General features: G+C 58.1%; 22 protein-coding genes and 1 tRNA gene. 11 read left to right on the top strand and 12 right to left on the bottom strand.

Going from position 1 to position 24,199, the window contains the following annotated elements; translation table 11 throughout:
• Window positions 1–28: 28 nt before the first annotated feature.
• The 4 genes from BCF46_RS09505 to BCF46_RS09520 all read left to right on the top strand — a co-directional run bounded on the left by BCF46_RS09505 (window position 29) and on the right by BCF46_RS09520 (window position 5,507).
• Window positions 29–976 (top strand): phosphate acyltransferase, encoded by a 948-nt coding sequence (locus tag BCF46_RS09505; RefSeq protein ID WP_121023624.1) that lies wholly within the window; start codon window positions 29–31, stop codon window positions 974–976.
• Window positions 977–989: 13 nt separating this feature from the next.
• The gene (locus BCF46_RS09510; RefSeq protein ID WP_121023626.1) at window positions 990–3,806 is read left to right on the top strand and encodes a molybdopterin oxidoreductase family protein; all 2,817 of its coding nucleotides are present in this window, start codon (window positions 990–992) and stop codon (window positions 3,804–3,806) included.
• An 82-nt stretch (window positions 3,807–3,888) separates the two neighbouring features.
• Window positions 3,889–4,632 (top strand): 4Fe-4S dicluster domain-containing protein, encoded by a 744-nt coding sequence (locus tag BCF46_RS09515; RefSeq protein ID WP_121023628.1) that lies wholly within the window; start codon window positions 3,889–3,891, stop codon window positions 4,630–4,632.
• Window positions 4,632–5,507 (top strand): dimethyl sulfoxide reductase anchor subunit family protein, encoded by an 876-nt coding sequence (locus BCF46_RS09520; RefSeq protein WP_121023630.1) that lies wholly within the window; start codon window positions 4,632–4,634, stop codon window positions 5,505–5,507. The genes BCF46_RS09515 and BCF46_RS09520 overlap by 1 nt, the downstream gene beginning before the upstream one ends.
• Window positions 5,508–5,576: 69 nt before the next feature.
• Here BCF46_RS09520 and BCF46_RS09525 read toward each other — a convergent pair whose 3' ends face one another.
• From BCF46_RS09525 to BCF46_RS09555, 7 genes are all read right to left on the bottom strand, one after another.
• Entirely contained in the window at window positions 5,577–6,269 is a 693-nt protein-coding gene (locus BCF46_RS09525; protein ID WP_121023632.1) for a phosphatidylserine decarboxylase, read from the bottom strand.
• Window positions 6,270–6,337: 68 nt separating this feature from the next.
• On the bottom strand, window positions 6,338–7,126 hold the full coding sequence (locus BCF46_RS09530; protein WP_170157907.1) for a CDP-alcohol phosphatidyltransferase family protein: 789 nt from the start codon (window positions 7,124–7,126) through the stop codon (window positions 6,338–6,340).
• A gap of 237 nt (window positions 7,127–7,363) precedes the next feature.
• Window positions 7,364–7,957: a hypothetical protein gene (locus tag BCF46_RS09535; protein ID WP_147435987.1), complete on the bottom strand. Its 594-nt coding sequence runs from the start codon at window positions 7,955–7,957 to the stop codon at window positions 7,364–7,366.
• The gene (locus tag BCF46_RS09540) at window positions 7,954–9,546 is read right to left on the bottom strand and encodes a hypothetical protein (RefSeq protein WP_121024488.1); all 1,593 of its coding nucleotides are present in this window, start codon (window positions 9,544–9,546) and stop codon (window positions 7,954–7,956) included. The genes BCF46_RS09535 and BCF46_RS09540 overlap by 4 nt, the downstream gene beginning before the upstream one ends.
• 47 nt (window positions 9,547–9,593) lie before the next feature.
• Complete coding sequence (locus BCF46_RS09545) at window positions 9,594–10,577, bottom strand: membrane dipeptidase (RefSeq protein ID WP_121023645.1); 984 nt, start codon at window positions 10,575–10,577, stop codon at window positions 9,594–9,596.
• Between the two features lie 64 nt (window positions 10,578–10,641).
• Entirely contained in the window at window positions 10,642–12,084 is a 1,443-nt protein-coding gene (locus BCF46_RS09550; protein WP_121023647.1) for an NAD-dependent succinate-semialdehyde dehydrogenase, read from the bottom strand.
• A gap of 6 nt (window positions 12,085–12,090) precedes the next feature.
• Window positions 12,091–13,077, bottom strand: a complete 987-nt coding sequence (locus BCF46_RS09555) for an aldose epimerase family protein (RefSeq protein ID WP_245989977.1) — start codon at window positions 13,075–13,077, stop codon at window positions 12,091–12,093.
• A gap of 199 nt (window positions 13,078–13,276) precedes the next feature.
• Here BCF46_RS09555 and BCF46_RS09560 point away from each other — a divergent pair, with 199 nt between their 5' ends.
• Together BCF46_RS09560 and BCF46_RS09565 are read left to right on the top strand one after the other, a co-directional pair.
• Complete coding sequence (locus tag BCF46_RS09560; RefSeq protein ID WP_121023651.1) at window positions 13,277–14,182, top strand: 2-dehydro-3-deoxygalactonokinase; 906 nt, start codon at window positions 13,277–13,279, stop codon at window positions 14,180–14,182.
• Complete coding sequence (locus BCF46_RS09565; protein ID WP_121023653.1) at window positions 14,182–15,033, top strand: SMP-30/gluconolactonase/LRE family protein; 852 nt, start codon at window positions 14,182–14,184, stop codon at window positions 15,031–15,033. Before BCF46_RS09560 ends, BCF46_RS09565 begins: the two co-directional genes overlap by 1 nt.
• Window positions 15,034–15,090: 57 nt before the next feature.
• Here BCF46_RS09565 and BCF46_RS09570 read toward each other — a convergent pair.
• Window positions 15,091–15,167 (bottom strand) — tRNA-Met (locus tag BCF46_RS09570).
• Between the two features lie 111 nt (window positions 15,168–15,278).
• Here BCF46_RS09570 and BCF46_RS09575 point away from each other — a divergent pair.
• On the top strand, window positions 15,279–16,694 hold the full coding sequence (locus BCF46_RS09575; protein WP_121023655.1) for an FAD-binding oxidoreductase: 1,416 nt from the start codon (window positions 15,279–15,281) through the stop codon (window positions 16,692–16,694).
• Here the strand turns inward: BCF46_RS09575 and BCF46_RS09580 are convergent.
• Complete coding sequence (locus BCF46_RS09580; RefSeq protein WP_121023656.1) at window positions 16,682–17,383, bottom strand: HAD family hydrolase; 702 nt, start codon at window positions 17,381–17,383, stop codon at window positions 16,682–16,684. The genes BCF46_RS09575 and BCF46_RS09580 overlap by 13 nt on opposite strands.
• A 112-nt stretch (window positions 17,384–17,495) precedes the next feature.
• Between BCF46_RS09580 and clpS the strand changes: the two genes are divergently transcribed.
• From clpS to BCF46_RS09595, 3 genes are read left to right on the top strand one after another with little or no spacing between them, the layout of a single operon-like run.
• Entirely contained in the window at window positions 17,496–17,816 is a 321-nt protein-coding gene (clpS, locus tag BCF46_RS09585; RefSeq protein ID WP_121023658.1) for an ATP-dependent Clp protease adapter ClpS, read from the top strand.
• A gap of 21 nt (window positions 17,817–17,837) precedes the next feature.
• On the top strand, window positions 17,838–18,848 hold the full coding sequence (locus BCF46_RS09590; protein ID WP_121023660.1) for a class I SAM-dependent methyltransferase: 1,011 nt from the start codon (window positions 17,838–17,840) through the stop codon (window positions 18,846–18,848).
• A 39-nt stretch (window positions 18,849–18,887) separates the two neighbouring features.
• Window positions 18,888–19,694, top strand: coding sequence for an SDR family NAD(P)-dependent oxidoreductase (locus tag BCF46_RS09595; protein ID WP_121023662.1), 807 nt, complete (start codon window positions 18,888–18,890; stop codon window positions 19,692–19,694).
• Here the strand turns inward: BCF46_RS09595 and BCF46_RS09600 are convergent.
• The 3 genes from BCF46_RS09600 to BCF46_RS09610 form a co-directional block, all read right to left on the bottom strand.
• Complete coding sequence (locus BCF46_RS09600; protein WP_121023664.1) at window positions 19,691–20,263, bottom strand: DUF4453 domain-containing protein; 573 nt, start codon at window positions 20,261–20,263, stop codon at window positions 19,691–19,693. The two genes, BCF46_RS09595 and BCF46_RS09600, sit on opposite strands and share 4 nt — an antisense overlap.
• Window positions 20,264–20,304: 41 nt before the next feature.
• Entirely contained in the window at window positions 20,305–22,263 is a 1,959-nt protein-coding gene (locus tag BCF46_RS09605) for a bifunctional 2',3'-cyclic-nucleotide 2'-phosphodiesterase/3'-nucleotidase (protein WP_121023666.1), read from the bottom strand.
• A 211-nt stretch (window positions 22,264–22,474) separates the two neighbouring features.
• Window positions 22,475–23,230 carry a DUF1013 domain-containing protein gene (locus BCF46_RS09610; protein ID WP_121023668.1) on the bottom strand — a complete coding sequence of 252 codons (756 nt, stop codon included), beginning with the start codon at window positions 23,228–23,230 and terminating at the stop codon, window positions 22,475–22,477.
• A 140-nt stretch (window positions 23,231–23,370) separates the two neighbouring features.
• Between BCF46_RS09610 and BCF46_RS09615 the strand changes: the two genes are divergently transcribed.
• A complete protein-coding gene (locus BCF46_RS09615; protein ID WP_121023670.1) occupies window positions 23,371–24,003 on the top strand; it encodes a ribonuclease T2 family protein in 633 nt (210 codons plus the stop codon).
• Window positions 24,004–24,199 lie beyond the last annotated feature (196 nt).

A 24,199-nucleotide genomic window follows, 5' to 3' on the forward strand; every position in this document is an offset into this window, starting at 1 on the left:
AACAGGCCGCGTTTTGGGAGAGACCGCAATGACCACCGACAATCCATTCCTATCCCAACACGACGCCGTATGCCCAAGCTGGCTTTTGGACATGGCCCAAAAAGCCGCGACCCCGCGCGTTGCAATCGCCCGCGCTGGCGCGCCCCTGCCCATGGAAGCCGCCCGTGACGCCACCGAGGCGAACATCATGGAGCCGGTCTTCACCGGCGAGCGCGCGATGATCGAGGCCGAAGCCGAGAAGCTGGGCTGGGACATCTCCCAATTCCAACTGATCGAAGCGACCGGCGAGCAGGAAAGCGGCCAAGCCGCTGCCATGGCCTGCGGCGAGGGCCGCGCCGATGTAATGATGAAAGGCCAGCTGCACTCCGACACCTTCATGCGCGCTGCCTTGGCGCGTGACGCAGGGCTGCGCACCGGCAACCGTCTGGTGCATATCTTCCACATCACCCATCCGGATGGCACCAAGTCGATCACAATCTCCGACGCGGCGGTCAACGTGGACCCCAATTTAGAGACCCGCAAAGACGCCACCCGCGAAGTGGTCAAACTGCTCCAGACGCTCGGAACGAGCCGCCCCAAGGTCGCCTTCCTGTCCGCAACTGAAAGCGTGCTGCCAGCCGTCCCCTCCTCTGTCGAGGCGGATGAATTGGCAACATGGGCCAAGGCCGAAATCACCGGCGCCGACTTCTCCGGCCCGCTGGCCCTCGACCTGATCCTGTCGCCCGCCGCCGTTGCCACCAAGAAACTCACCGCCGATCCCGTAGCAGGTCAGGCGGATGCGATCATCGTGCCGGATATCGTATCGGGCAATTCGCTGTTCAAATCCTTCGTCTACCTTTCTGGCGGATGTGCTGCGGGCATCGTCATGGGGGCGAAAGTCCCCGTACTTCTAACCTCGCGCGCCGACCCGCCTGCTGCCCGCATGGCGTCCTGCTGCCTCGCGGCGATCGTCAACGCCGCCAACAAAAACAGCTGACCGGAGTCTTCCCATGAACCAACCCGTGATCGACCTCTCCCCCAAGGTCAGTGACGAAATCCGCAAAACCACTTGCTATATGTGCGCCTGCCGCTGCGGGATCGACGTGCACATGAAGGACGGCAAGGTTGCCTATATCGAGGGCAACCGCGATCACCCCGTCAACCAAGGCGTGCTCTGCGCAAAAGGCTCGGCGGGCATAATGCAGCACAACGCGCCATCCCGCCTGAAAGCCCCGATGAAGCGCACAGGCCCGCGCGGCTCCGGCGAGTTCGAGACGATCACGTGGGACGAAGCCTACGACATCGCCACCGGCATCCTGAAACCCATCCGCGAAACCGCTCCCGAGAAGCTCGCCTTCTTCACGGGCCGCGACCAGTCGCAAAGCTTCACCTCGCTTTGGGCGCAAGGTTTCGGCACGCCGAACTATGCAGCCCACGGCGGCTTCTGCTCGGTCAACATGGCCGCCGCCGGCATCTACACCATGGGCGGCGCGTTCTGGGAGTTTGGCCAGCCCGACTGGGACCGCACCAAAATGGTGATGATCTTCGGTGTCGCCGAAGATCACGACAGCAATCCGATCAAGATGGGTCTCGGCAAGGTCAAGGCACGCGGCGCCAAGGTCTACGGCGTGAACCCCATCCGCTCCGGCTACAACGCCATTGCAGACGAATGGGTCGGCATCACACCCGGCACAGACGGGTTGTTCATCCTGTCCATGGTCCACGAGCTGTTCAAAGCCGGTAAGTTGGATCTCGACTATCTGGCCCAATTCACCAACGCGCCAGTCTTGGTCAACGGCGACGAGAAATCCGAAGATTTCGGCCTGCTGATGCGCGACAAAGACAACAAGCTGATGGTGATGGACCGCGCCACCGGTAAGCCTGCGGCCTTCGACGCCAAGGGTGTAAAACCCGATCTGGCAGGCTCCTTGCGCGACGCGGGCATAAGCCACCGCTCGGTGTTCCAGCACATGGCCGAGAAATATCTCGACCCTCAATACGCCCCCGAGGCTGTCGCCGAACGCACCGGCATAACCGCCGACCGCATCAAACGCATCGCGGCCGAACTCGCCGATGTGGCATTCAACCAATCCATCGAGCTGGATCGCGAGTGGACAGATTTCCGCGGCCACAAACACACCAAGATGGTCGGCCGTCCGGTCTCCTTCCACGCGATGCGCGGTATTTCGGCCCACGCCAACGGGTTCCAGACCTGCCGCGCCCTGCATGTGTTGCAGATCATCCTTGGCAGCGTCGAGACCCCCGGCGGCATGCGCTTCAAGCCGCCCTACCCCAAGCCACCAGAAGCCCACCCGAAGCCACATTATGGCGTCACACCCGGCCAAGCCCTCGACGGCCCGCATCTGGGTTTCACCCACGGCCCCGACGATCTGTGCCTGAAAGACGACGGCACCCCCGCCCGCATCGACAAGGCCTTCACATGGGAAAACCCCATGTCGAGCCACGGCATGATGCATATGGTCATCTCCAACGCCCATGCTGGTAACCCGTACAAGATCGACACGCTGTTCATGTATATGGCCAACATGTCGTGGAACTCCTCGATGAACACGCGTGGCGTGATCGAGATGCTGACCGACCAAGATGCCGACGGGAACTACGTGATCCCCAACATCATCTATTCCGACGCCTATAGCTCGGAAATGGTGGCCTATGCCGATCTGATCCTGCCCGACACGACCTATCTGGAACGCCACGACTGCATCTCGCTGCTGGACCGCCCGATCTGCGAGGCCGACGCGGTCGCCGACGCCATCCGCTGGCCTGTGGTCGAGCCGGACCGCGACGTCAAAGGCTTCCAATCGGCACTTTGCGATCTTGGCGGACGCTTGGGCCTGCCGGGCTTCGTCAACGAAGACGGCACCCAGAAATACAAAGACTACGCCGACTACATTACCAACCACATCCGCCGCCCCGGCGTCGGCCCCTTGGCAGGCTTCCGTGGTGACGGTGACGACCACGGGCGCGGCGACAGCAACCCCGAGCAGCTTGACCGCTACATCGAAAACGGTGGCTTCTGGGTGGAGCACGTCCCCGAGGACGCAGCATTCTACAAGCCGTGGAACATGAATTATCAAGACTGGGCGGTGAAGAAGTCCTTTTTTGATAAAACCATGCCCTACCTGTTCAATCTCTATGTCGAGCCGATGCGCAAATTCCAGCTCGCCGCCGAGGGCGTTGGCACCCGCCAGCCACCAGAGCATCTGCGCGAGCGGATCAAACGCACGATGGACCCGCTGCCGATCTGGTATTCGAACGAGGACGAGAACAAGGCCGACGAATATCCCATCACCGCGCTGACCCAACGTCCCATGGCGATGTATCACTCGTGGGGGTCGCAAAACGCATGGCTGCGCCAAATCCACGGCCACAACCCGCTCTACGTTCCTCAGAAAATCTGGGACGACAACAACTTCAAGGAAGGCGACTGGGCACGCGTCACCTCCCCCCATGGCGAGATCACAGTCCCCGTCGCGCTGCAAAAAGCGCTGAACGACAACACTGTCTGGACTTGGAACGCCATCGGCAAACGCAAAGGCGCATGGGCCTTGGAACAGGACGCGCCGGAGACCACCAAGGGCTTCCTGCTCAACCACCTGATCCACGAGCTGCTGCCCCCCAAAGGCGACGGTCTCCGCTGGGCCAACTCCGACCCGATCACCGGCCAAGCTGCATGGTTCGACCTGAAGGTCCGCATCTCCAAGGCCGCACCCCCCGCGCACAACCAGTCGCAACCAGAGGTCGAAGCACAGAAATCGCCAGTCGGCACAGGGTCATCGAAACTGGCATGGAAGGTGGGGAAATGACCGCTCGTCTCGATCGTTTTAGCTGCCATACAGAAATCCGACGCAATGCCGACGCATTGCCGACAGCCGGAAAGGGCCTGAAATGACCCAACTCCCGACCCACACCGAAAAGAAGCTGGGCCTTGTGATCGACCTCGACACTTGCGTCGGCTGCCATGCTTGCGTGATCTCGTGCAAAGGATGGAACACCGAAAACTACGGCGCGCCATTGTCGGACCAAAACCCCTATGGCGCGGACCCGTCCGGCACCTTCCTGAACCGCGTCCACAGCTACGAGGTGACCCCCGACGAGGGCGCCGCGATGACGGTGCACTTCCCGAAATCCTGCCTGCATTGCGAAGACGCCCCCTGCGTCACCGTCTGCCCCACAGGGGCGTCCTATAAGCGCGTGGAAGACGGCATCGTGCTGGTGAACGAGAGCGACTGCATCGGCTGCGGCCTCTGCGCATGGGCCTGCCCCTATGGCGCGCGGGAGTTGGACCAAGCCGAAGGCGTGATGAAGAAATGCACCCTCTGCGTCGACCGCATCTACAACGAGAACCTGCCCGAAATAGACCGTGAACCGGCATGCGTGCGCACCTGCCCCGCAGGCGCGCGGCACTTTGGTGATCTGGGCGACGAGACGTCCGACGTGTCCAAACTGGTGGCCGAACGCGGTGGCATGGACCTGATGCCAGAGCTTGGCACCAAACCCGTCAACAAATACCTTCCGCCCCGCCCCAAGGACGACCAGATCGACATCCTCGCCCCCTTCCTCGAGACCGTCGCGGAGGAGCCGACAGGCTTCCTTGGCTGGCTCGATAAAACGCTCGAAAGGATCGGCTGATGCATCCCGCTCCCTCCATTATTTTCTTCACCGTTTTCTCGGGGTTGGGCTTTGGCCTGCTGACATTCCTTGGCTTCGGCAAACCTGACTATTCGGGCTTCACCGCGTTCATATTCTTCCTCATCGCTTACGTGTTCGCGGTAGGTGGCTTGATTTCGTCGGCCTTCCACCTTGGAAACCCTCAGCGGGCGCTCAAGGCCTTCTCGCAGTGGCGCAGCAGTTGGTTGTCGCGCGAAGGGTGCTTGGCTGTGGCGGCCCTAACGGTCATGGGCATCTACGCAATCGGCGTAGTTTTCCTCAATACCAGTTGGACGATACTCGGGCTGTTGGGCGCGGCCCTTAGCCTTGCCACCGTGTTCGGCACCTCGATGATCTATACACAGATCACTACCGTGCCGCGCTGGAGTCATTGGACAACGCCAGTGTTGTTCATCTTGTATTCGCTGACGGGTGGCGCATTTTTGGCGGGCCAGACGTCTATCGCGGCCCCCATGCTGCTCGTGCTTGGGGTGTTTCAATGTGTGTACTGGATCATCGGTGACAAGCTGTTCTCGGCCTCCGGCTCCACCATCGAAACCGCTACCGGACTGGGTAATATGGGCAAAGTTCGCATGTTCGAGGCCCCGCATAGTTCCAAGAATTACCTGATGAAGGAAATGGTCCATGTGGTCGGCCGCAAGCACGCCCGCACCCTGCGCATCATCGGCGTGTTATGCCTGTCGCTGCTGCCCTACCTGCTGCTGGTGCTCCCGCCGTTTTATCACCTGATATCTCTTCTGGCGTTGCTGTTGCACATCGGCGGCGCACTCATCCTTCGCTGGCTTTTCTTCGCGGAGGCCGAGCACACCGTTGGTCTTTACTACGGTCAGCGCTAAGCCAATCACGCAACAAAAAAAGGCCCCGCCAATCACAGCGGGGTCTTTTTTGTCTCCAGTAGTCGGGACTTAGATGTCGACGCTTTGCACCGCTGTCTGTTCAGCATGCAGATCCGCCAGCGTCGTCTCGCCAGCAACAGCAGTTGTCCCGACCGAAACCGCTGGCAGGATCCCTGCGGGCAGATACACGTCCAAACGGCTGCCAAAACGGATAAGACCAAACACCTCGCCCGCCTTCAGGGCATCGCCGGTTTTGACAAAGCACACGATGCGGCGCGCCACCAAACCGGCAATCTGGACTACACCAATCCGGTGGCCGTCAGGGGACTCGATGGCCAAACCGTTGCGCTCATTGTGCTCGCTTGCCTTATCCAAAGACGCATTCACGAACTTGCCTTTGTGGTAAACAATCTGGGTGATCGTCCCATCCATCGGGGAGCGGTTCACGTGGCAGTTGAACACGTTCATGAACACCGAGACGCGATAGACCGGAGCATCGCCAAGACCAAGTTCGGGCGGCGGGACCACTTCAGAAATCAAAGACACGACGCCATCCGCTGGCGACAGGATCAGGCCCGCGCGCTGTGGCACCGTGCGCACTGGATTGCGGAAGAAATAGTAGCACCACACCGTGGCACCAAGTCCCAGCCAGAAAAGGGGCTGCCAAATCAGACCAAGCAGCACAGCGATGCCGGCGAAAATCGCGACAAACTTGCGGCCTTCTGGATGCATTGGCACCGCCACAATCTTAAGCATGTTCATAGGTATGTCCTGTCCATAACAAAGCTGGCACGCTCAGTGACAGCAAAGGCCGAGCGGGGCAAGTGCGCCTAGCTTTCAGCCAATCGGGATTCGCGCTCTCGCATGTAGGATACCGGCAACGAGCCGAGATACATCAGGTTCGCAAAGATGAAGGTGTGCCATGGATATACCATCAAACAGATCACCACGATTGCCGACCCGATCGCGATCATAGGCAAGTGATTCCGGCTCACCGACGCGTGCTTGATCGAGAATGTCGGGATCATGCTGACCGCCAGCAAGGCAATCGCAATCTCGTAGACTGCGATAATGTGCGAATGCGTGCCCAGATTGCTCCACCCCACGAGGCTTAGGAAAACAGGCATCAACGCCAGTGACGCCAGAGCCGGTGCAGGGACGCCGGTGAAGTAATCGCGTTGCCCAGCTTTCGGTGGCACGGAGAGACCCACATTGAACCGCGCAAGGCGCAAAGCGCAGCATATCGCCAGAACAAGGCAGCTAAGCCACCCCAGATTTTGATACTCCGACGCGTGGTAAAACGCGTTGTAAATCAGCAAACCCGGTGCAATGCCGAAGTTGAAGAAGTCCGCGAGCGTGTCCAGCTCCGCGCCGAACGGGCTGGCCGTATCCAGATACCGTGCGATCTTGCCGTCTGCCGCATCCAGAAACACCGCAAGCATGATCAGATACAACGCGGCAGGGATATTGCCCTCAATACTCATGCGTAACGACGTCAGCCCGGCGCAAATCGCGAACACTGTGACAAGGCTCGGTACGATGTGACGCAGCTTGATACGCCGCTCAGGCACAAGCGGCGCTACCGGTTTGCTTTTTCCCTCGTCCTTTTCGATCTTCATGTCAGCCAAGTTCACTACCCTTACGGCTCAAAGCCCAAATCCTTGCGCGCCACCTCTGTCGCGACCCACAACCTCCACCCGGTAACACGTATTCCCGATAGAGACGTTAGTCTTTAACATCTCGATCTCGCGCCGCCCAGTCCGGAGAGAGATTTAGGCCGCTATTTGATTGTAACGGCGCTCAGCAAGTTCGGATCGCTCGCGCTACATTCGCGAAACCTGACCCCGCGCTTTCACCTAATCGTTGTCTTGCAGGCCCGCGCCCGCGCCAGACATGCGCGACGCATCCGATGACGGAACCAGAGTCTTTGCGGCCAACTGCTCCAGCTGGGCCAAAGGCACCAACGGAACCGCCTGAGGATCACCAAGCGGCTTCAATCCTTGCTCCGTCTTCAAAATCATAACCGTGCGCCCATCCGGCCGGTGAATGCCCAAGGTGACGCCGTAGACCTGCTGCGCCCACACCAAAATCGGCCACAACAATTGCGGCCAATCCAGATCATGCAACACTACACGCGTCGCCCCACAAACAAACGCGTCCGTCACCGCGGGTGCCGCCATTGCGATGCGCGCGTCGTCGATGACCATGTGCTCTGTGGTGCCCTCGAAGTGCACCGGACGGTGCACGCCTTCTAGGGCGGCGGCAGCCATCGCAAAGAGTTTCGGATCGCTCATAAATAGTGCAGTCATTCCCGAGAAATCTTGAGCATTGCCCAAGGGCAGCTTCGCCCCGAGACCTGCCTTCAGAAATAACGCCTGCATCTCTGCGACAGACCTGCGTTCTGCGACGTAATCCGGGCCGCCGTCCAGAAAATCGTCAATCCAGCTCACGGCTCGAACACCGGCAACCACCAATCGTCTGCGTCGTCTAGCTCGTCATGCAACGGCGCGCCTTGCGCCAACGTGATGCGTGTCCATCGGTCGGATTTAGGGTCAAATTTGGCCGCACCAAAGAACGACAATTTGCAACGCAGCATATCAATCGGCTTGCAGCGCTCGCAGATCAGATTGTCCCGAATTTCCGCATAGGGATGTGTCGCCAACCGCTGGACCCTGCGGGCCGCGCTACGATGCTGCGGGTATGCCCGCAAGAAGTCGGCCAGCAGACCATCGGCATGACGCAAATCTTGCGCCAAGTGTTGAATCTGGCGCGCGGTGTCCAACGGACTTTCCAACTCGCTCCCCGCTTCGGAATATCTGGAGCCCAGTCGCGGTTCCTGCTTTTCCTCGCTCACATACCAAAACTGTGCGTCCTCACGCGGATCATCGAAGTCACAACCTAGCGCCCAAGCGCAATCGCGCTGCATTGCTTCCCGCAAATCCGCCACATCCATCCGTGGATCAATCGGAACACCAGCACCAACGCCCATGCAGTCAGTCAAACCATCAATCAGGTCGCCAAACGGCTCTAGCACCAATGAAACCACCAGTTCCTGACACTCCACCGACAGGACTTGAGATACTCGGATCAGCTGATCTAGCGGCTTTGGTTGATCCAGCAGATCGGGCAACTGAGGGGCCAAGTCCGCCCAATGCTGTCGCAGCCGCTTTATCCGCGCTTGTTGGCTTTCGTCAGGCACGGTCCATTGGTTCAAATGCCGGGCCACTCGCTCGGCGAGCACGACAAGCCTGTCGCTTTGAGCCCGAGACAAAACACGCACTGCGCGGACCCGCGCTAAAGCAGTTTCACGCACCATCATCCAGTTGTTCAACAATTCAGGGTGAGACACCAAAAACGGCGCCATCCCCAAGCCGGTCGAGTTGCCGATTCCCAAATGTCGCTTCAACGCGCGATCCAAAGTCGCGCCGCCCACATGCTCCGCTAAATCATGGGTAAATCCCCGGATCAGCCAGACGGTTAACATTTCGGCAGCGAATGGCCCTTCCAAGCCGGGCCGGTCGGCTATCACATTTCGGTCCGCTATTCCGAATTTGCCATTCCCATACACCGCAGTCGTGCGCATCAGATACCCGATATCACCGACCATTTTAGCATCGGGTTGGCGGCCTTCGCGTAGGGCCTTGGTGACTTCAGCAAACAGTCGCACCGATTTGTTGGCACGGCTCAGGACCAAATCCCGCTCGGAGAACCGTCCGGCTTCCTGCTTAGGGGCGTTCTCGGATAAACGTTGGATTTCCGCCATATCGGGCACGCCGTCATATAAAACAAAAGCCGCGTCCCAAGCCTGTGCGATAACGCGGTCCGTGCGTTGATCAGGGTCAAGTTTGTTAGAGAATGCCACCAACGAATAGACATGCCCACCAAGCGTCAACGAGTAAACTGCGTGGCCAAATCCATCCGGGTCCATCTGCCATACTGAGCGAGTGACCACTGCCTTGTCGGCGCTTAAGCGTCTGGTCAAAGATCGTAAGAAGCTCAGGCGTGACGGGAACATTGACCCCATACGCTCTAGGCGCATGACCTCATCTGGGCTGCGCAGAGGTTCTTGTGGCGGCAGCGCGATCGTCACGAGAGCCCCGCGAACGACTGGTCATAAAACCGCAGCCAGTTGCCCCCCATGATGCCATCGACATCGGACTGCGCGAACCCGACCTTAAGCAGACCCGCGCTGATGTTTGCCATGTCGCGGTTGTCTGTGAACCAGCTTGGCTGCACCGGGAACCCGGCATTCGTTGCGGAGCCTTCGCCATAATCCAGCTGCTTGGACCAACGACCGTTGCGCATCCAGGTGACTACGCTATCAGGTTGGTCCTGACAAAGATCAGAGCCCAGCCCGAGGTTCTGTGCACCATACCGCGTTGCGGCCTCCGCGATCATCTGGCAAAAGCTCTCCAGCGTGCAGTCCGAGCCATCTTTCAGGTGATGCGGATACATCGAAAACCCCAGCATTCCGCCAGAACCCGTCAGCGCTCTCAGCACCTCGTCCGTCTTGTTGCGCAGCGCGTTATGCCACCATTTCGGATTTGCGTGAGTAATCGCGATCGGCCTGATTGAATGCTCGATCGCCTCCAGCGTCGAACGGTCGCCAGAATGGCTCATGTCGACCACCATGCCAACGCGGTTCATCTCATCCACCGCCTGCCGTCCGAAACGAGTCAATCCAGTGTCGTCGTCCTCGTAGCAACCAGTCGCCAGCAAAGATTGGTTGTTATAGGTCAGCTGCATGAAGCGAATGCCGAGTTGGTGCCAAACCTCAATCAGACCAATATCGTCTTCGATGGGCGACGGGTTCTGGAAGCCAAAGAACACCGCTGTGCGACCAGTTTCCATAGCCTTGCGCACGCAGTCACCAGACACGCCACGCATGATCAGATCGGGGTATTGCTCAAACCAGCGGTTCCATTGCGAGACGTTCAGAACCGCCTCGCGAAAACTCTCATGATAGGCAATCGTGACGTGGATTGCGTCCACACCTCCCGCCCGAAGCTGGCGAAAGACGGTCTCGGACCAATTCACGTATTGCAGGTTGTCAATTACAGGTGTTTTCATAGCCATACCCTGCCAGAAACTTATTCAAACGCAAGAAAAAGGGGCGCTTGAAGCGCCCCCTCGTTCAGAAATCCACAGCGGTGTATTTCACGTCCAGATAGTCGGCGAGCCCCTGACTTCCGCCCTCTTTGCCAAGCCCGCTTTCCTTCACGCCGCCAAATGGCGCTTCGACGGTAGTAATCAGGCCTGAGTTTATCCCGATCATGCCGTATTGCAGCTTCTCGTTAAGCTTGAAAATTCGGCCAACGTCGCGGGTATACGCGTAGGACGCCAGCCCGAATTCGGTGTCGTTGGCCCAAGCAATCGCATCATCTTCATCAGTGAAGCGGAAGACAGGCGCGAGCGGTCCGAAGATCTCTTCTTTGGCGAATTTCATGTCCTGTGTGGCTTCAGTCACGATTGTCGGCTCGAAAAAACTATGCCCGTTGCCGTGACGCGCGCCACCAGTGGCGATCTTGCCGCCTTTGGCAGTTGCATCCGTGATGAACTCCTCGACCTTTGCAACCGCATCCATGTCGATCAACGGCCCCTGCTCGACACCGTCATCACGGCCGTCACCCACCTTCAGGTTTTCCACAGCTACCTTGAGTTTGGCCACGAACTCGTCGTAGACGCCGTCCTGCACGTAGATACGGTTTGCGCATACACAGGTTTGACCGGAATTGCGGAATTTCGAGACCATCGCGCCAGTAATCGCCGCATCCACGTCGGCGTCATTGAACACCAAGAACGGCGCATTGCCACCCAGTTCCATCGAAACCTTTTTCACTGTGTCCGCAGACTGGCGGATCAGTTCTTTGCCGACCTCGGTCGAGCCCGTGAAGGTCACCTTGCGAACGCGTGGATCATCCATGATCGCACCACCGATTTTGCGCGCCGACCCCGTGACGACGTTAACAGATCCTTTCGGGTAGCCGACTTCCTCGGCCAATGCCCCCCACGCCAATCCGCTATAGGGCGTCGCGGTCGCTGGTTTGGCTACCACCGTGCAGCCGACGGCCAACGCTGGCGCAAGTTTTCGAGCCAACATCGAGGACGGGAAGTTCCAAGGAGTAATCATTCCAACAACGCCAATCGGATGGTTGGTCACCAGAAAGCGGCGGCCGTTAGTCGGGGCAGGCACAATCTCGCCCTTGGCGCGACGCACCTCTTCGGCGAACCAGCGCACATATTGCGCCCCGATGCCAATTTCCCCCATGGCTTCGGCCATTGGTTTGCCCATCTCCACGGTCAGCAACTCGGCCAGCGACTTTTGATTGTCCATCAAGGCGTCGTGTAGTTTCCATAGCAGGCCAACACGCTCCATCAGACCCATGCCTGCCAGCCCATCAAATGCACCGGAAGCCGCGTCAATCGCGCGGCGCGTCTCGACGTCACCACAAGCAGGTACCGTTCCGATCACTTCGCCAGTCGCGGGGTTCGTCACCTCAATCGTGCCACCACTATCAGCGCCAACCCATTCGCCACCTATGTAGTTGGCTTCTTTCATGTATTTCGAATAGCTCATAACGGATTATCCTTTGGAAAACGCAAATTGCGTGTGTTGTTTGTAGGTCTCTCCGGGGCGCAATATCGCGTTTGGAAAACCCTCGTGGTTGATGGCATCAGGCCAAATCTGAGGCTCCAGCGCGAGGCCCGCATTTGCCCCATAGTGGCGGCCGCCAAGTCCCGTAGGCTTCAATGCCAGCTTGAAGCCGTCATACACCTGAAGCCCCGGCTCCGTCGAGCGCATCTTCATAGCCAAGCCAGACTTTAGCGAGCGTAGCAACCCAATCCGGCGCAGCCCTTGCCGCGTGCCCGACAAGCACAGGTTGTGGTCAATAAATTGATCATCCCGAATGGGACGCTCTTTGCGAAAATCGTAGCGTGTGCCCGTTACATCGCGGCTTTCACCTGTTGGGATGAACCCGTCGTCAACGACCGTCATCTGATCCGCGTCAACCTGCAAAACGTGGTCATCCGTATTCGCCCCGCCATCTAGATTCCAATATGTGTGATGGGCGAAGTTGCACAGCGTCGGCGCATCTGTCACGGCCTCGATCTGCAAGTCAAATACACCGCCTTCCAAACAGGCATAGGTGCACCGAGCGGTCATATTTCCGGGGTAACCCATCTCGCCATCCGCCAGATCAATTCGCAGCGTTATGCGGTCCTTAGCTACGTCCTCGACCGTCCAATTGCGCTTGCCGACCCCTGAGGACCCGCCATGCAAGTGGTGTTGCCCGTTGAAGTTTCGGTCGACTTGATAATGATTGCCGTCAATTTCGAACTGCCCGTCGCCGATCCGGTTTGCACACCGCCCTGCGATAGCGCCAAAATAAGGACTGTCAGTCAGATACGGCGCGAAATTTTCGAAGCCCAGCACCAATGGCGGCTCGTGGTTCTCCAACCGCAAGTCCTGCAAAACGGCACCGTAAGACAAGATGTGGGCGATCAGCCCGCCCCCTTCGATGCGGTGTCGTACGACTGCGCTGCCGTCAGGCATGTCTCCAAATTTCAAGGGTCTGCTCCTCTCAGGTTGACGTTCGCAGGCGCGCTTCGTCACTCACCCACCAAACCTGACCAGCTACCTCCCTGCAAGGACAGTTCCGACTTTGGACTCATCAAATTGAACTATTCCGGCCCAAGCATTGTTAATTTTTATAACTTCCGTGCCTCGGGGGCTTGGTCACAGGTGGTAGTGTGATAGTAACCGACAAATGCAAAATGAACTTACATATCCCGACTGGATTGCAGTCGACTGGGGCACCTCGAATCTACGGGTTTGGGCCATGACTGCGGACGGTGAAGTGCTTGCCCAGAACGGGTCAGATCAAGGCATGTCTGGCCTTTTGCCTGACGAGTTCGAGGTCACGCTGCTCTCTCACATTGCTCCGTGGCTGGGGAACGATCATATTCCTGTCGTCGCCTGCGGAATGGTCGGGGCGCGCCAAGGATGGGACGAAGCCCCCTACCGCGCAGTGCCGACAACACCGCTTGGGGGGCTGCACACCGTCGCCTGCCGGGACAGCCGTATTTCTATGCATATCCTTCCGGGGCTAAAGCAAGAACGCTCTGCAGATGTCATGCGGGGCGAAGAAACTCAGATCGCGGGCTTCCTGGCGGACAACCCCGACTTCGATGGCATCTTATGCCTCCCCGGCACGCACACGAAATGGGCACATATCAGCGCGGGCGAAGTCGTATCCTTCCAGACCTTCATGACCGGAGAGCTTTTCGATCTTCTAAGCCGCGAGTCCGTCCTTCGTCACTCCATCGGCGAGGGCAAGGCAATAGATCAAGAGGCCTTCGCGGGTGCCATTGCCGATACCATCAGCCGCCCCGAGGCCGTCGCCACCCAGTTGTTCAAAATTCGCGCAGTAGATTTGCTGCACGGTGCTGATGCGTCGGTGTCGCGCGCGCGCTTGTCTGGGCTCTTGTTGGGGTTGGAATTGGCGGCCGCACGGCCGTATTGGCTGGGCCAGTCCGTCGCTTTGATTGGGGCTTCCGCATTGAATGCGCTTTATGAAAAGGCGCTTTTGGCCCAAGGAGTTACCCCCTCTGTGCATGACGTGGATACAACGACGCTCAAAGGGCTGTTCGCAGCCTATAAGGACCATGTTTAATGGGTGCAAAGGTCTACGATCAACGCGCCTGTATTCTGGGTGAAGGCGCTTTTTGGCACCCTGAGCTCAAGAAACTGTTCTGGTGCGATATTATAGGCCGCCGTTTGTTGTGTGATGATGGTTCCGAATGGATGTTTGACGAACATATCTCGGCTGTCGGTTGGATAAGCGAAGCCTTGCTTATGATCGCCAGCGAGACGGCGCTGTTCACCTTCGATCTTGGCACGCATGTTCAGACAAAGCTCTGTGACTTAGAGGCCGACAACCCGGCCACCCGTTCAAATGACGGCCGCGCCGACCCGCATGGTGGGTTCTGGATTGGCACGATGGGCAAGCAGGCAGAACTGGAAGCTGGTGCAATCTATCGCTTCTTCAAGGGAGAGCTTCGCCGTCTTTTTGCCCCGATAACAATCTCAAACGCGATCTGCTTCTCGCCCGACGGCAGCGTCGCATATTTCACCGACACCTATTACTCCCGCGTGATGCGTGTCGCGCTAGACCCCGATGGCTGGCCGCGTACTGCACCTCAGCTTTTCTTGGATCTTAGCAAGGAAGGCCTGAACCCCGACGGGGCCGTGACTACTGCCAACGGTGATATTCTTATCGCGCTGTGGGGGGCCGGTCGTGTTGCCCGATACGATAGATATGGCAAATCCAAGGGTAGTTTCGACATGCCAACCGATCACATTACCTGCCCCGCCGTGGGAGGCGCTGATATGTCGACATTATTTGCTACGTCGGCTCAACAAGGTCTGTCCTCGGCAAAACGTCTTGCCCAGCCCGACGCAGGGAAGACCTTTGCTGTCGAGACAGGCCTAAGCGGAATTCCTGCGCCACAGGTCATCTTGTAGAGACCGTTCAGCCAAACAAAAACCCGCGGAGGCTTCGAAGCATCCGCGGGCTTATTGTGGTGGCGTTACCTGGACTTGAACCAGGGACCTAACGATTATGAGTCGTTCGCTCTAACCAACTGAGCTATAACGCCGCTGGGCGGGGGATATGAAAACGCGGCGGCGGGGTCAAGCGGGAATCGCTGGTTTTGATCTTGCCATTGCGGCCCCGGCGGGGGAACTTCGCGGCAAAGACGGAGGACCCCATGACACTGCTGACCCAATTGCGCGACATTGTGGGCGCATCCCACGTGCTGACAGACGCCGACACTAGCAAGTATGACCACGACTGGACGGGCAAATATCAGGCGACGCCGATTGCAGTCGTCCGCCCGGCCTCGACCGAAGAGGTCAGCGCGGTTGTCAAAGCCTGCGCTGTTAGCAAGACCGCAATCGTTCCGGTGTCTGGCAACACTTCGTTGGCGGGTGGCACCTACGGCAAAGACGCTGTGATGATCTCGATGGAGCGGATGAACGACATCCGCGAAATCCGACCCGACGCCCGTATCGCAATAGTCGGTGCAGGCGTGGTGCTGTCCTCAATTCACGACGCTGCTGACAAACATGGTCTGGTCTTTCCGCTGACGTTTGGGGCGAAAGGCTCGGCTATGATTGGAGGTGCGCTCAGCACCAATGCGGGCGGCTCCAACGTCGTGCGCTATGGCTCGACCCGTGGGTTGTGCCTTGGATTGGAGGTCGTGCTACCTGACGGGCAAATCATGAACCTGATGAGCGAGTTGCACAAAGACAACTCCGGCTATGACCTGAAAAACCTTATGATTGGTGCCGAAGGCACGCTGGGCCTGATAACCTCCGCCGTGGTCAAGCTGTTCCCTAAGCCGCGCGCCTACGCAACGGCGATGGTGGCCGTCCCGGCCCTGCCCGATGCCCTTACGCTTCTGAACGATCTGCAAGCTGCCACTGGCGGGTTGGTCGAGGCGTTCGAATACATGGATGCGCTTTATATCTCGGACCATTTGACGATGTTCCCGAAAGCCCGTTCGCCTTTCGAGGACAAACACGACATTAACATTATGGTCGAGGTGGGCGCCACCGCCCCTAATCTGACTGACCTGCTGCCAAATGGCACGATCCCCCTGACCACACTGCTAGAAGACACCTTGGCCCAGATGATGGAAGATGGCCGCGTGTCAGATGCCGTGGTCGCGCAAAACGACGCCCAACGGCGCGAGATGTGGGAACGGCGTGAAGCAGCGGGTGAGGTGATGCTGATCCGCAAATTGATGATCAACAACGATATCTGCGTGCCCGTCGACAAGGTGGCAAGCTTCTTTGAACGTATCGACGCGAGATTGGCCGATCTTGATCCCGAAGCCTTACACACATCCGTCAGTCACCTTGGGGATGGCAACATTCACTTCTTGCTCTTCCCCACCAGGAATGACGCTCAACATGTGGATGTACTTACCGAAGCGGTGGAGGACGTGGTCTTGTCCCTCGGCGGCAGCTTCTCTGCGGAGCATGGGATAGGGTTGACTAAGAAACCCTCAATGGCGCGGCGCAAGGACAAGGTGGCATTGGCGGTCATGCGCGCGGTGAAGGCTGCGATTGATCCCGACAACATCATGAACCCCGGGAAAGTGTTGCCTCAGACCAACTGAGAAACCAGCGCCTCCAACTCGCTCAAATCCTGCATCACCCGAAATCTTGGGTGATGCACAGGCGCCTCCGCCCGCTCCATTTCCCACTCAAATTTCGACGGGACATGTATACCCCAACCGCCAGCCTCAATTGCTGGCACGACGTCGGACTTCATCGAGTTGCCTACCATGATGGCACGGTCCGGCCCGTGCCCGTGGCGCATAAACGCTCGGATATAGGTTTCAGGGGTCTTGTCTGCCACGATCTCGACGGCATCGAACATCTCACCCAAGCCCGATTGTGCGAGCTTGCGTTCCTGATCCAGCAAATCGCCTTTGGTAATCAGCACAAGGCGGAAATCACGCCCTAACGCCTCTACTGCGTCGCTGGCGTGGGGTAACAGGTGGATCGGATGGCTCAGCATCTCCTGGCCTGCTTCTATAATTTTCTGAATAACCTCCGCGGGCACCTGTTGATCCGTTACCTCAATGGCGGTCTCGATCATCGACAGCATGAAGCCTTTAATTCCAAAGCCATACTGCCCAAGGTTTTTGCGCTCGGATTGCAGCAAGCGCTCTGCAAGTTGGTCGGGATCGGCATAGTCGCGGAGCAGGTCGTAAAAGAGACCTTGAGTCAGGCGGAAGAACTCCTCATTCTGCCACAGTGTGTCGTCGGCATCGAAGCCGATAGTCGTGATCTTGTGAACCATTTAGCGCGATGCCCCCTTTTCTGGACTCCTGACACGCTTATATAGTAGGCCTCGCCAACCGAAAGCCTGCCGCTGCAAGGGAAAGCCAAAAGTGACCCCGTTTGAGATCACCATGTCTGACAAAGATGATGACGCCGAGGGCGATACCTCCGTTGTTACCAAGACCAAACCAAAGACGAAGCGGCCACCGCTATATAAGGTGATGCTGCTCAACGACGATTATACTCCTATGGAATTTGTCGTACTGGTGTTGGAGAAATTCTTTGGCCTCAACCACGCGCAATCGGTCGAGATCATGCTGACGGTCCACAAAAAGGGGTTGGCCGTGGTCGGCGTATTCGCGTTTGAAATTGCGGAAACCAAAGTTGCTCAGGTCATGGAATCGGCACGCCGAAATCAGCATCCACTGCAGTGCACGATGGAGAAGGAGTAGGCTCGCGCCTGCCGGACCCTTATGACAGAAACCCGTTTTTCCTTGGCTTTAGACCAAGACCTCTTGAGCCTGCCTGAAGGTGACGTCGCCGTACTCAATGCAGCGGGTGATATGGATCTGAGCTTTGCTAGCGCAGACCAGCTACACCTGAACCAAAGCTTCTACCCAGATCACAAAGCTCTCGCCTCGCGCGGCTTCAACGTCACCGTAAACGCGCCCGCGTCGGTCGCGGCCAGCCTTGTAATGTGCCACCGTTCCAAACCCGCCACCTTTGACTTGCTCGCTCGCGCGGTGGAACAAACAACCGTGGGCGGTATCGTCGCGGTTGAAGGCGCCAAAACCGATGGCGTGGAATCTGTGCTTAAGGCCGTGCGCGCGCGGTTCGACGGCGTGGAAGTCTACTCCAAGGCGCATGGCAAGCTTTTCTGGTTTGCCCGCCCGGACGCGTTGCCTGATCTGTCCGACTGGAAGGCTAAACCCATTCTCCTTGAGGGCGGGTTCACCACCTATCCCGGCGTGTTCTCGTCTGATGGCGTGGACAAAGGTTCTGCCATGCTCGCCCAGCACCTGCCCGAGTTCAAAGGTCCGGTCGCCGATCTTGGTGCCGGCTGGGGATATCTGGCACGTAAGATTCTGACCTCTGACGGTGTCAAATCGCTTGATCTGATTGAGGCCGACTACCACGCTCTAGAAGCCGCAAAGCTCAACATCACCGATCCGCGCGCAGCGTTCCATTGGGGCGATGTAACCTACCATGTAGGCAGCAACTATGCGGTCGTCGTCTCGAACCCACCGTTCCACCTTGGCCGCAAACCCACGCCGGAGCTTGGGCAAATGTTCATCCGCCGCGCTGCTGATATGTTGATGCCCAAGGGACAATTCTGGATGGTTGCCAATCGCAACCTCCCCTACGAGCAAACCCTGAACGAACGTTTCGGGCAGGTCGACACCATCGCCCAAACCGCAGGCTTCAAGGTGATCTGCGCGCGCCGCCCATTGTCGGTATCGCAAAGCGCTCGCGCTAGACGCTGAATCCCCCTATTTTGACCGAATCCAACCGGAGACATTCCCATGTCATTTTCCATCGCTGGTAAAACCGCCATCATCACTGGTGCCGCAAACGGGGTCGGCCTCGCTATTGCCCGCCACTTCATCGAAGAAGGCGCGAACGTCATGATGGCAGATCGCGACGAACAACATCTGCGCAGCGAGATGGGAGATATCGCAGGCGAAGAAGGCACCGCCCGCATCTTTTCTTGCGATTTGCGTGAGAAGTTATCTCAGGCCAACCTGCTTTCAGCCACCATCGACGCGTTTGACCGTGTCGACATTTTGGTAAACGCATCGCGTCAGGTCCTTCCAACAGACCCGATGGATGACGAAGACGACTCGGTAGAGCAGTTGTTGCAGCAGAACCTCATGTCGGGCTTGCGCCTAAGCCAGTTGATCGCCAAGCGCATGATCAAGCAGGCCGAGGGCGCTGAGGAAGGCGAGATGGCAGGCTCCATCGTGAACCTATCGTCAATTGCGGCCCGCCGATCCCGACCGGGGCTGATGGGCTATTCGATTTCTTGTGCGGCGCTTGACCAAATGACCCGCACAATGGCCATCGCGCTGGCACCCAACCGTATTCGTGTCAACGCCGTAGCTTTCGGCTCCGTCATGAGCGCTAGTTTGAAAAGTTCACTAAAAGAAACCTCCGATTTGCGCGATGACATTATCGAACACACTCCGCTAGGGCGCATCGCCCCCGCCAACGAAGTAGCGGAGGCCGTGCAGTTCCTGTGCTCACCCGGATCAAGCTTCATCACTGGTGAAATCATAACAGTCGACGGTGGTCGTGCACTTCTGGATCCGGTCGGAACAGCGGCGCACTAGCCAGCGACCGCCTCACATTGCGCCCAGAAATCGTAATTCACCCATCCAAGCAGCGGGCTTTGCGACCCCGCACCCGCGCTCTTGTAGGATACGAACTGCCAGCCCTCAAACATTGAGTAGTGGGCCAGCCCGATATTGTCGCCTGCAAGGATCAGACCAATTTGAGCGGTGTTAGTACTGGCCCCTGCGAAAACCACAATGTTAGCTCCTCGATAGTTCAGGCAACCACTTTCCAGCCCGTCATTGACCGCCACGTCCACAAGTTTGCGGCGCAGGTCCATGCGGTCCAGCTCAAGGTAAGTGGAGTTGGTGTTGATCTTGCACTCCGCCCGCGCTTCCTCCTCGCGAATGGCGGATATGGTTTTGGCGGCCCCCGCTGGCAAACTGGGAACCGCCTTGGCTGTGCAGTCGCTATTGTCGAAGACGGCTTGCCCCAAAACCGAGGAAAAGCAGTAACCCGCTTGGTTGAACAAGTGGTTGCGCGACCACCAAAGATCAGGACACGGCTCGTCTGCGAATGCAGGCCAAGGCGGCAACAATGCCAACAAGAGCAGGAAACCGCGTATCATGGCCCAGAACACTCCCGCCTCTCGTCAGCCACTTCGCGCGCCTACAACGCGATGCGGAACCGGGCGAAGCCATCTGGGCCGTCACCTGCCGCTTCGATTTTCACGCTCGTCACGTCTCCAATGTACTTGTTGGCGGCTGGTCCAGTGTCAAACAGCACCGACGTCCCCTCCATCGGGGCAAACGTCCAGTTGGCGTCGGCACGCGGGCTGACGGTGCCCTTCTCCACGATGTAGCGCACAATCACGTCGCGATTGGTGTCAGGCCCCTCGAACACGATGGTATCGCCCGTGCCGGGGAAGCTGCCCCCACCGGATGCGCGGTAGTTGTTCGTCGCGATGATGAACTCCTGTGCAGGATCAATCGGCTTACCTTCAAATGTCAGGTTCACAATGCGGTTGGCGTCCGGGTTCTGCGGCTCTCCCTTGGAGGTGAACTTGGACGGCTGGGACAGATCGATCTGGTATTCCACCCCGTCGATCACGTCGAAATTGTAGCTTGGAAATTCGGGGTTCAGCAGCACCTGATCCGGCTGTCCCGGCTCCACCTGATTGAACATGCCAGCAGAGCGTTCCAGCCAGTCCTTCACCTGCGCCCCCGTCACACGCACCGCGCGCACCGTGTTGGGGTAGAGGTACAGGTCGGCCACGTTCTTGATCGCCACCGCGCCCACGGGCACGTCGGTGAAGTATTCCGGCCCGCCGCGGCCACCGGCCTTGAAGGGCGCCGCGGCTGACAAGATCGGTAAGCCCTCGTGTTCGGTGCCTTTCAGCTGGTCTTCAATGTACCAGACCTGCGCGTTGGACACGATCTGCACAGACGGGTCATCCGCCACCAGCGCAAAATAGCTGTGCAGTGCGGCGTCGGTCTTGCCCACCGCACGGCGCACATAGGCCAGCGTTTCCTCGTGTTCCTTGGCCACTGACGCCAGAACAGCCTCGTCACTTTCCACCAATGCGGTGGTGGAGCGGTCTTCGTTGCGCTTCGAAATCGGCCGCGCCTCCGACATATGCGAGACGATCTTCCACTCGTTGCCAGACCGTTCCAGCATCAGGTCAATCACCCCAAGGTGCGACCCCCAAAACCCGCCCATCGCGGCGGGTTTGCCGTGTATAGTGCCTTTCTCGGCATCCACGCCTGCGAACTCTGCAAACTTCGGCCCCGGGAACACCAAGTGGCTGTGACCCGTCAAAATCGCATCAATCCCGTCCACCATCGCCAGCGGCACGGATGCGTTCTCCATCCCGTCCGTGTGATCCGCCGCCCCGATGCCAGAGTGGCTCAGCGCGATAATAATATCCGCGCCCTGTTCCTTCATCACAGGCACATAGGCCTTGGCGGTGTCCACAATGTCACGCGCCTGCACGTTGCCTTCCAGATGCTTGCGGTCCCAGTTCATCACCTGCGGCGGTACGAAGCCGATGAGACCCACCTTGATCGGATGGCTGTTGCCCTCCCCGTCGGTCACTGTCCGGTCCAGAATGACGAATGGCGGCAACAGGGTTTTGTCCTTCGTCGGCTCCGCACCCATTTCCTTGACGATGTTCGCCGACACCACGGGGAAGTCGGCCCCCGCCAGCGCCTTGGTCAGAAACTCCAGCCCGTAGTTGAACTCGTGATTGCCTAGCGTCGAGGCATCGAAGCCAACTGCATTCATCGCTTGAATTACAGGGTGCATGTCCCCCTCCTTCATGCCGCGCTCGTAAGCAATGTAGTCGCCCATCGGGTTGCCTTGCAGGAAGTCGCCATTGTCGATCAGCATGGAGTTGGTCGCCTCGGCGCGAATATCGCCAATGATCGAGGCCGTGCGCGCCAGCCCGACCGTGTCGCGCGGCTTGTCGGCGTAGTAGTCATAGGGGAAGACATGCACGTGCAGGTCGGTCGTCTCCATGATCCGCAGGTGCGCCTGATTGGCAGCCGCGCGGGCCGAAAACGGGTGCACTGCGATCAGGGCGGCAGTGCCCATCAGGAAATGGCGGCGGTCGAGTGTGAGCTTGGTCATATCAGTCTCCCCTTGTGTGTTTCTCTGATTGAGCAACGGATTGCCTGAGTCTCACAACAGATTTCTGACACCGTCAGGGTTTTGCGCCCGATTTGGCCGCTTCTTCGGCTGTACGTCCGGTAAGATGACAAAAGACGCCCGTTGCCTAGCCCCACGAAAAACGCCGCCGCCCATCGGGCAGCGGCGCATTCATTAACGCGGCTGAATTAAATCAATCGTCGTCGTCATCGGCGCTTGGCGCATCTGGCAGGTTGAACAGGGTGTCGGCATCAACCAACAGATTGTCATCCTCTTCCTCGTCAGCCTCGTCATTGCCGGACAGCGTGAAGGTTTCGAGACCCGAAATAGCCGTGGGAAGCTCTGGCTCTGGCGCAAGACCCAGCGACTGTTCGGTCGACACCAGTTTGCGGCGCTCTTCGTCGGTCAGGGCGGTGCCCTCTTTCAGACGTTTGGCGTTGGCCTTTTGCACAGCGGCGTCCAACTCTGACTGCTTACACAGGCCCAAGGCAACCGGGTCAATCGGCTGGATGTTCGAAATGTTCCAGTGTGTACGTTCGCGGATCGCGTTGATCGTTGGCTTGGTCGTGCCGACCAGCTTGGACACTTGCCCATCCGACAGCTCCGGGTGAAATTTTACCAGCCACAGGATCGACGCGGGGCGGTCCTGACGCTTGGACAGTGGGGTATAGCGTGGGCCACGACGGACTTCTTCACCCTCGGCAGCGGCGTTATACTTCAGCTTCAGACGGTACTTCTTGTCAGCTTCTGCTGCATCAATCTCGTCTTGCGTCAGTTGATTGTTGGCAATCGGGTCAAACCCTTTCACGCCTTGCGCCACATCGCCATCGGCGATGCCTTGGACTTCCAGCTCGTGCAGGCCGCAAAAATCGGCGATCTGCATGAAGGTCAGTGTGGTGTTGTCTACGAGCCAGACGGCGGTGGCTTTCGCCATGATGGGTAGTGCCATTTTGCTTTCTCCTAATTGCCGCATCTGCGGACACATCTTCCCCGTCACCCGGCTTAGGGGCTGTCCCGATTGGAACAAGTTCGTGATGTTGGGGAACTTGAGGCGTATATAGGGGCGGATTGATCGTAGGGGAAGAGAAAATGCGCATGATGTTACTTGGCCTGCTTATCTGGGGGTCACCTCTATGGGCCGAAGGAGAGCGTGCCGGTAAGTTTGACTACTTCGTGCTATCCCTAAGTTGGTCACCAAATTGGTGCGCACTGGAAGGTGACGCGCGCGGGGCGGATCAATGCGACAACCGGCACGACTATGGCTGGACGCTGCACGGGCTTTGGCCTCAGAACGAGCGCGGCTGGCCATCTTATTGCCGCACCGCGGAGCGTGATCCATCCCGCGGGCAAACCAAAGCCATGACCGACATTATGGGATCAGGAGGCCTAGCGTGGCACCAATGGAAAAAACACGGGCGTTGCACGGGACTGTCAGCTTCGGATTATTTCGAGTTGTCGCGCAAAGCCTATAGTGGGATCGTACGCCCTCCGGTGTTCAGAAAGCTAACCAAACCCGTCACGCTACCTGCAAAGGTTGTGGAGGAGGCTTTTCTTGAAGCCAACCCAACGCTGTCGCCGGAGATGATTACAATCACATGTAAAAAAGACCGAATCCAAGAAGTGCGGATTTGTTTAACGAAATCTTTGTCTCCACGCCAATGTGGCAAGGATTCGCTGCGCGATTGCACACTTAGAAATGCTGCATTTGCGCCAATTCGTTAAACAGTAGGAGCAAACCCACCAGATTGGTTATCGCTGTTGCAAGGCAAACGTGAAAAACGATTGGCCGGTGAAAAATAATTCATCCGCCCAATTCCTTGAAAAATATATAAAATAAGGCACTTCGTGCAATGAATTGGTCAAAACCACCGCTTCAGAGCAAAATTTCCCCTTAGAATCTCCAAGCCGGGTATGTTAT

Origin of the sequence: Litoreibacter meonggei (assembly GCF_003663885.1) — a bacterium.
GTDB lineage: Bacteria > Pseudomonadota > Alphaproteobacteria > Rhodobacterales > Rhodobacteraceae > Litoreibacter > Litoreibacter meonggei.

Coding starts and splice junctions, on each gene's coding strand:
- BCF46_RS09505 (WP_121023624.1), top strand. CDS start 29: ATGACCACCGACAATCCATTCCTATCCCAACACGACGCCGTATGCCCA.
- BCF46_RS09510 (WP_121023626.1), top strand. CDS start 990: ATGAACCAACCCGTGATCGACCTCTCCCCCAAGGTCAGTGACGAAATC.
- BCF46_RS09515 (WP_121023628.1), top strand. CDS start 3,889: ATGACCCAACTCCCGACCCACACCGAAAAGAAGCTGGGCCTTGTGATC.
- BCF46_RS09520 (WP_121023630.1), top strand. CDS start 4,632: ATGCATCCCGCTCCCTCCATTATTTTCTTCACCGTTTTCTCGGGGTTG.
- BCF46_RS09525 (WP_121023632.1), bottom strand. CDS start 6,269: ATGAACATGCTTAAGATTGTGGCGGTGCCAATGCATCCAGAAGGCCGC.
- BCF46_RS09530 (WP_170157907.1), bottom strand. CDS start 7,126: ATGAAGATCGAAAAGGACGAGGGAAAAAGCAAACCGGTAGCGCCGCTT.
- BCF46_RS09540 (WP_121024488.1), bottom strand. CDS start 9,546: ATGCGCCTAGAGCGTATGGGGTCAATGTTCCCGTCACGCCTGAGCTTC.
- BCF46_RS09545 (WP_121023645.1), bottom strand. CDS start 10,577: ATGAAAACACCTGTAATTGACAACCTGCAATACGTGAATTGGTCCGAG.
- BCF46_RS09550 (WP_121023647.1), bottom strand. CDS start 12,084: ATGAGCTATTCGAAATACATGAAAGAAGCCAACTACATAGGTGGCGAA.
- BCF46_RS09560 (WP_121023651.1), top strand. CDS start 13,277: ATGCAAAATGAACTTACATATCCCGACTGGATTGCAGTCGACTGGGGC.
- BCF46_RS09565 (WP_121023653.1), top strand. CDS start 14,182: ATGGGTGCAAAGGTCTACGATCAACGCGCCTGTATTCTGGGTGAAGGC.
- BCF46_RS09575 (WP_121023655.1), top strand. CDS start 15,279: ATGACACTGCTGACCCAATTGCGCGACATTGTGGGCGCATCCCACGTG.
- BCF46_RS09580 (WP_121023656.1), bottom strand. CDS start 17,383: ATGGTTCACAAGATCACGACTATCGGCTTCGATGCCGACGACACACTG.
- clpS (WP_121023658.1), top strand. CDS start 17,496: ATGTCTGACAAAGATGATGACGCCGAGGGCGATACCTCCGTTGTTACC.
- BCF46_RS09590 (WP_121023660.1), top strand. CDS start 17,838: ATGACAGAAACCCGTTTTTCCTTGGCTTTAGACCAAGACCTCTTGAGC.
- BCF46_RS09595 (WP_121023662.1), top strand. CDS start 18,888: ATGTCATTTTCCATCGCTGGTAAAACCGCCATCATCACTGGTGCCGCA.
- BCF46_RS09600 (WP_121023664.1), bottom strand. CDS start 20,263: ATGATACGCGGTTTCCTGCTCTTGTTGGCATTGTTGCCGCCTTGGCCT.
- BCF46_RS09605 (WP_121023666.1), bottom strand. CDS start 22,263: ATGACCAAGCTCACACTCGACCGCCGCCATTTCCTGATGGGCACTGCC.
- BCF46_RS09610 (WP_121023668.1), bottom strand. CDS start 23,230: ATGGCACTACCCATCATGGCGAAAGCCACCGCCGTCTGGCTCGTAGAC.
- BCF46_RS09615 (WP_121023670.1), top strand. CDS start 23,371: ATGCGCATGATGTTACTTGGCCTGCTTATCTGGGGGTCACCTCTATGG.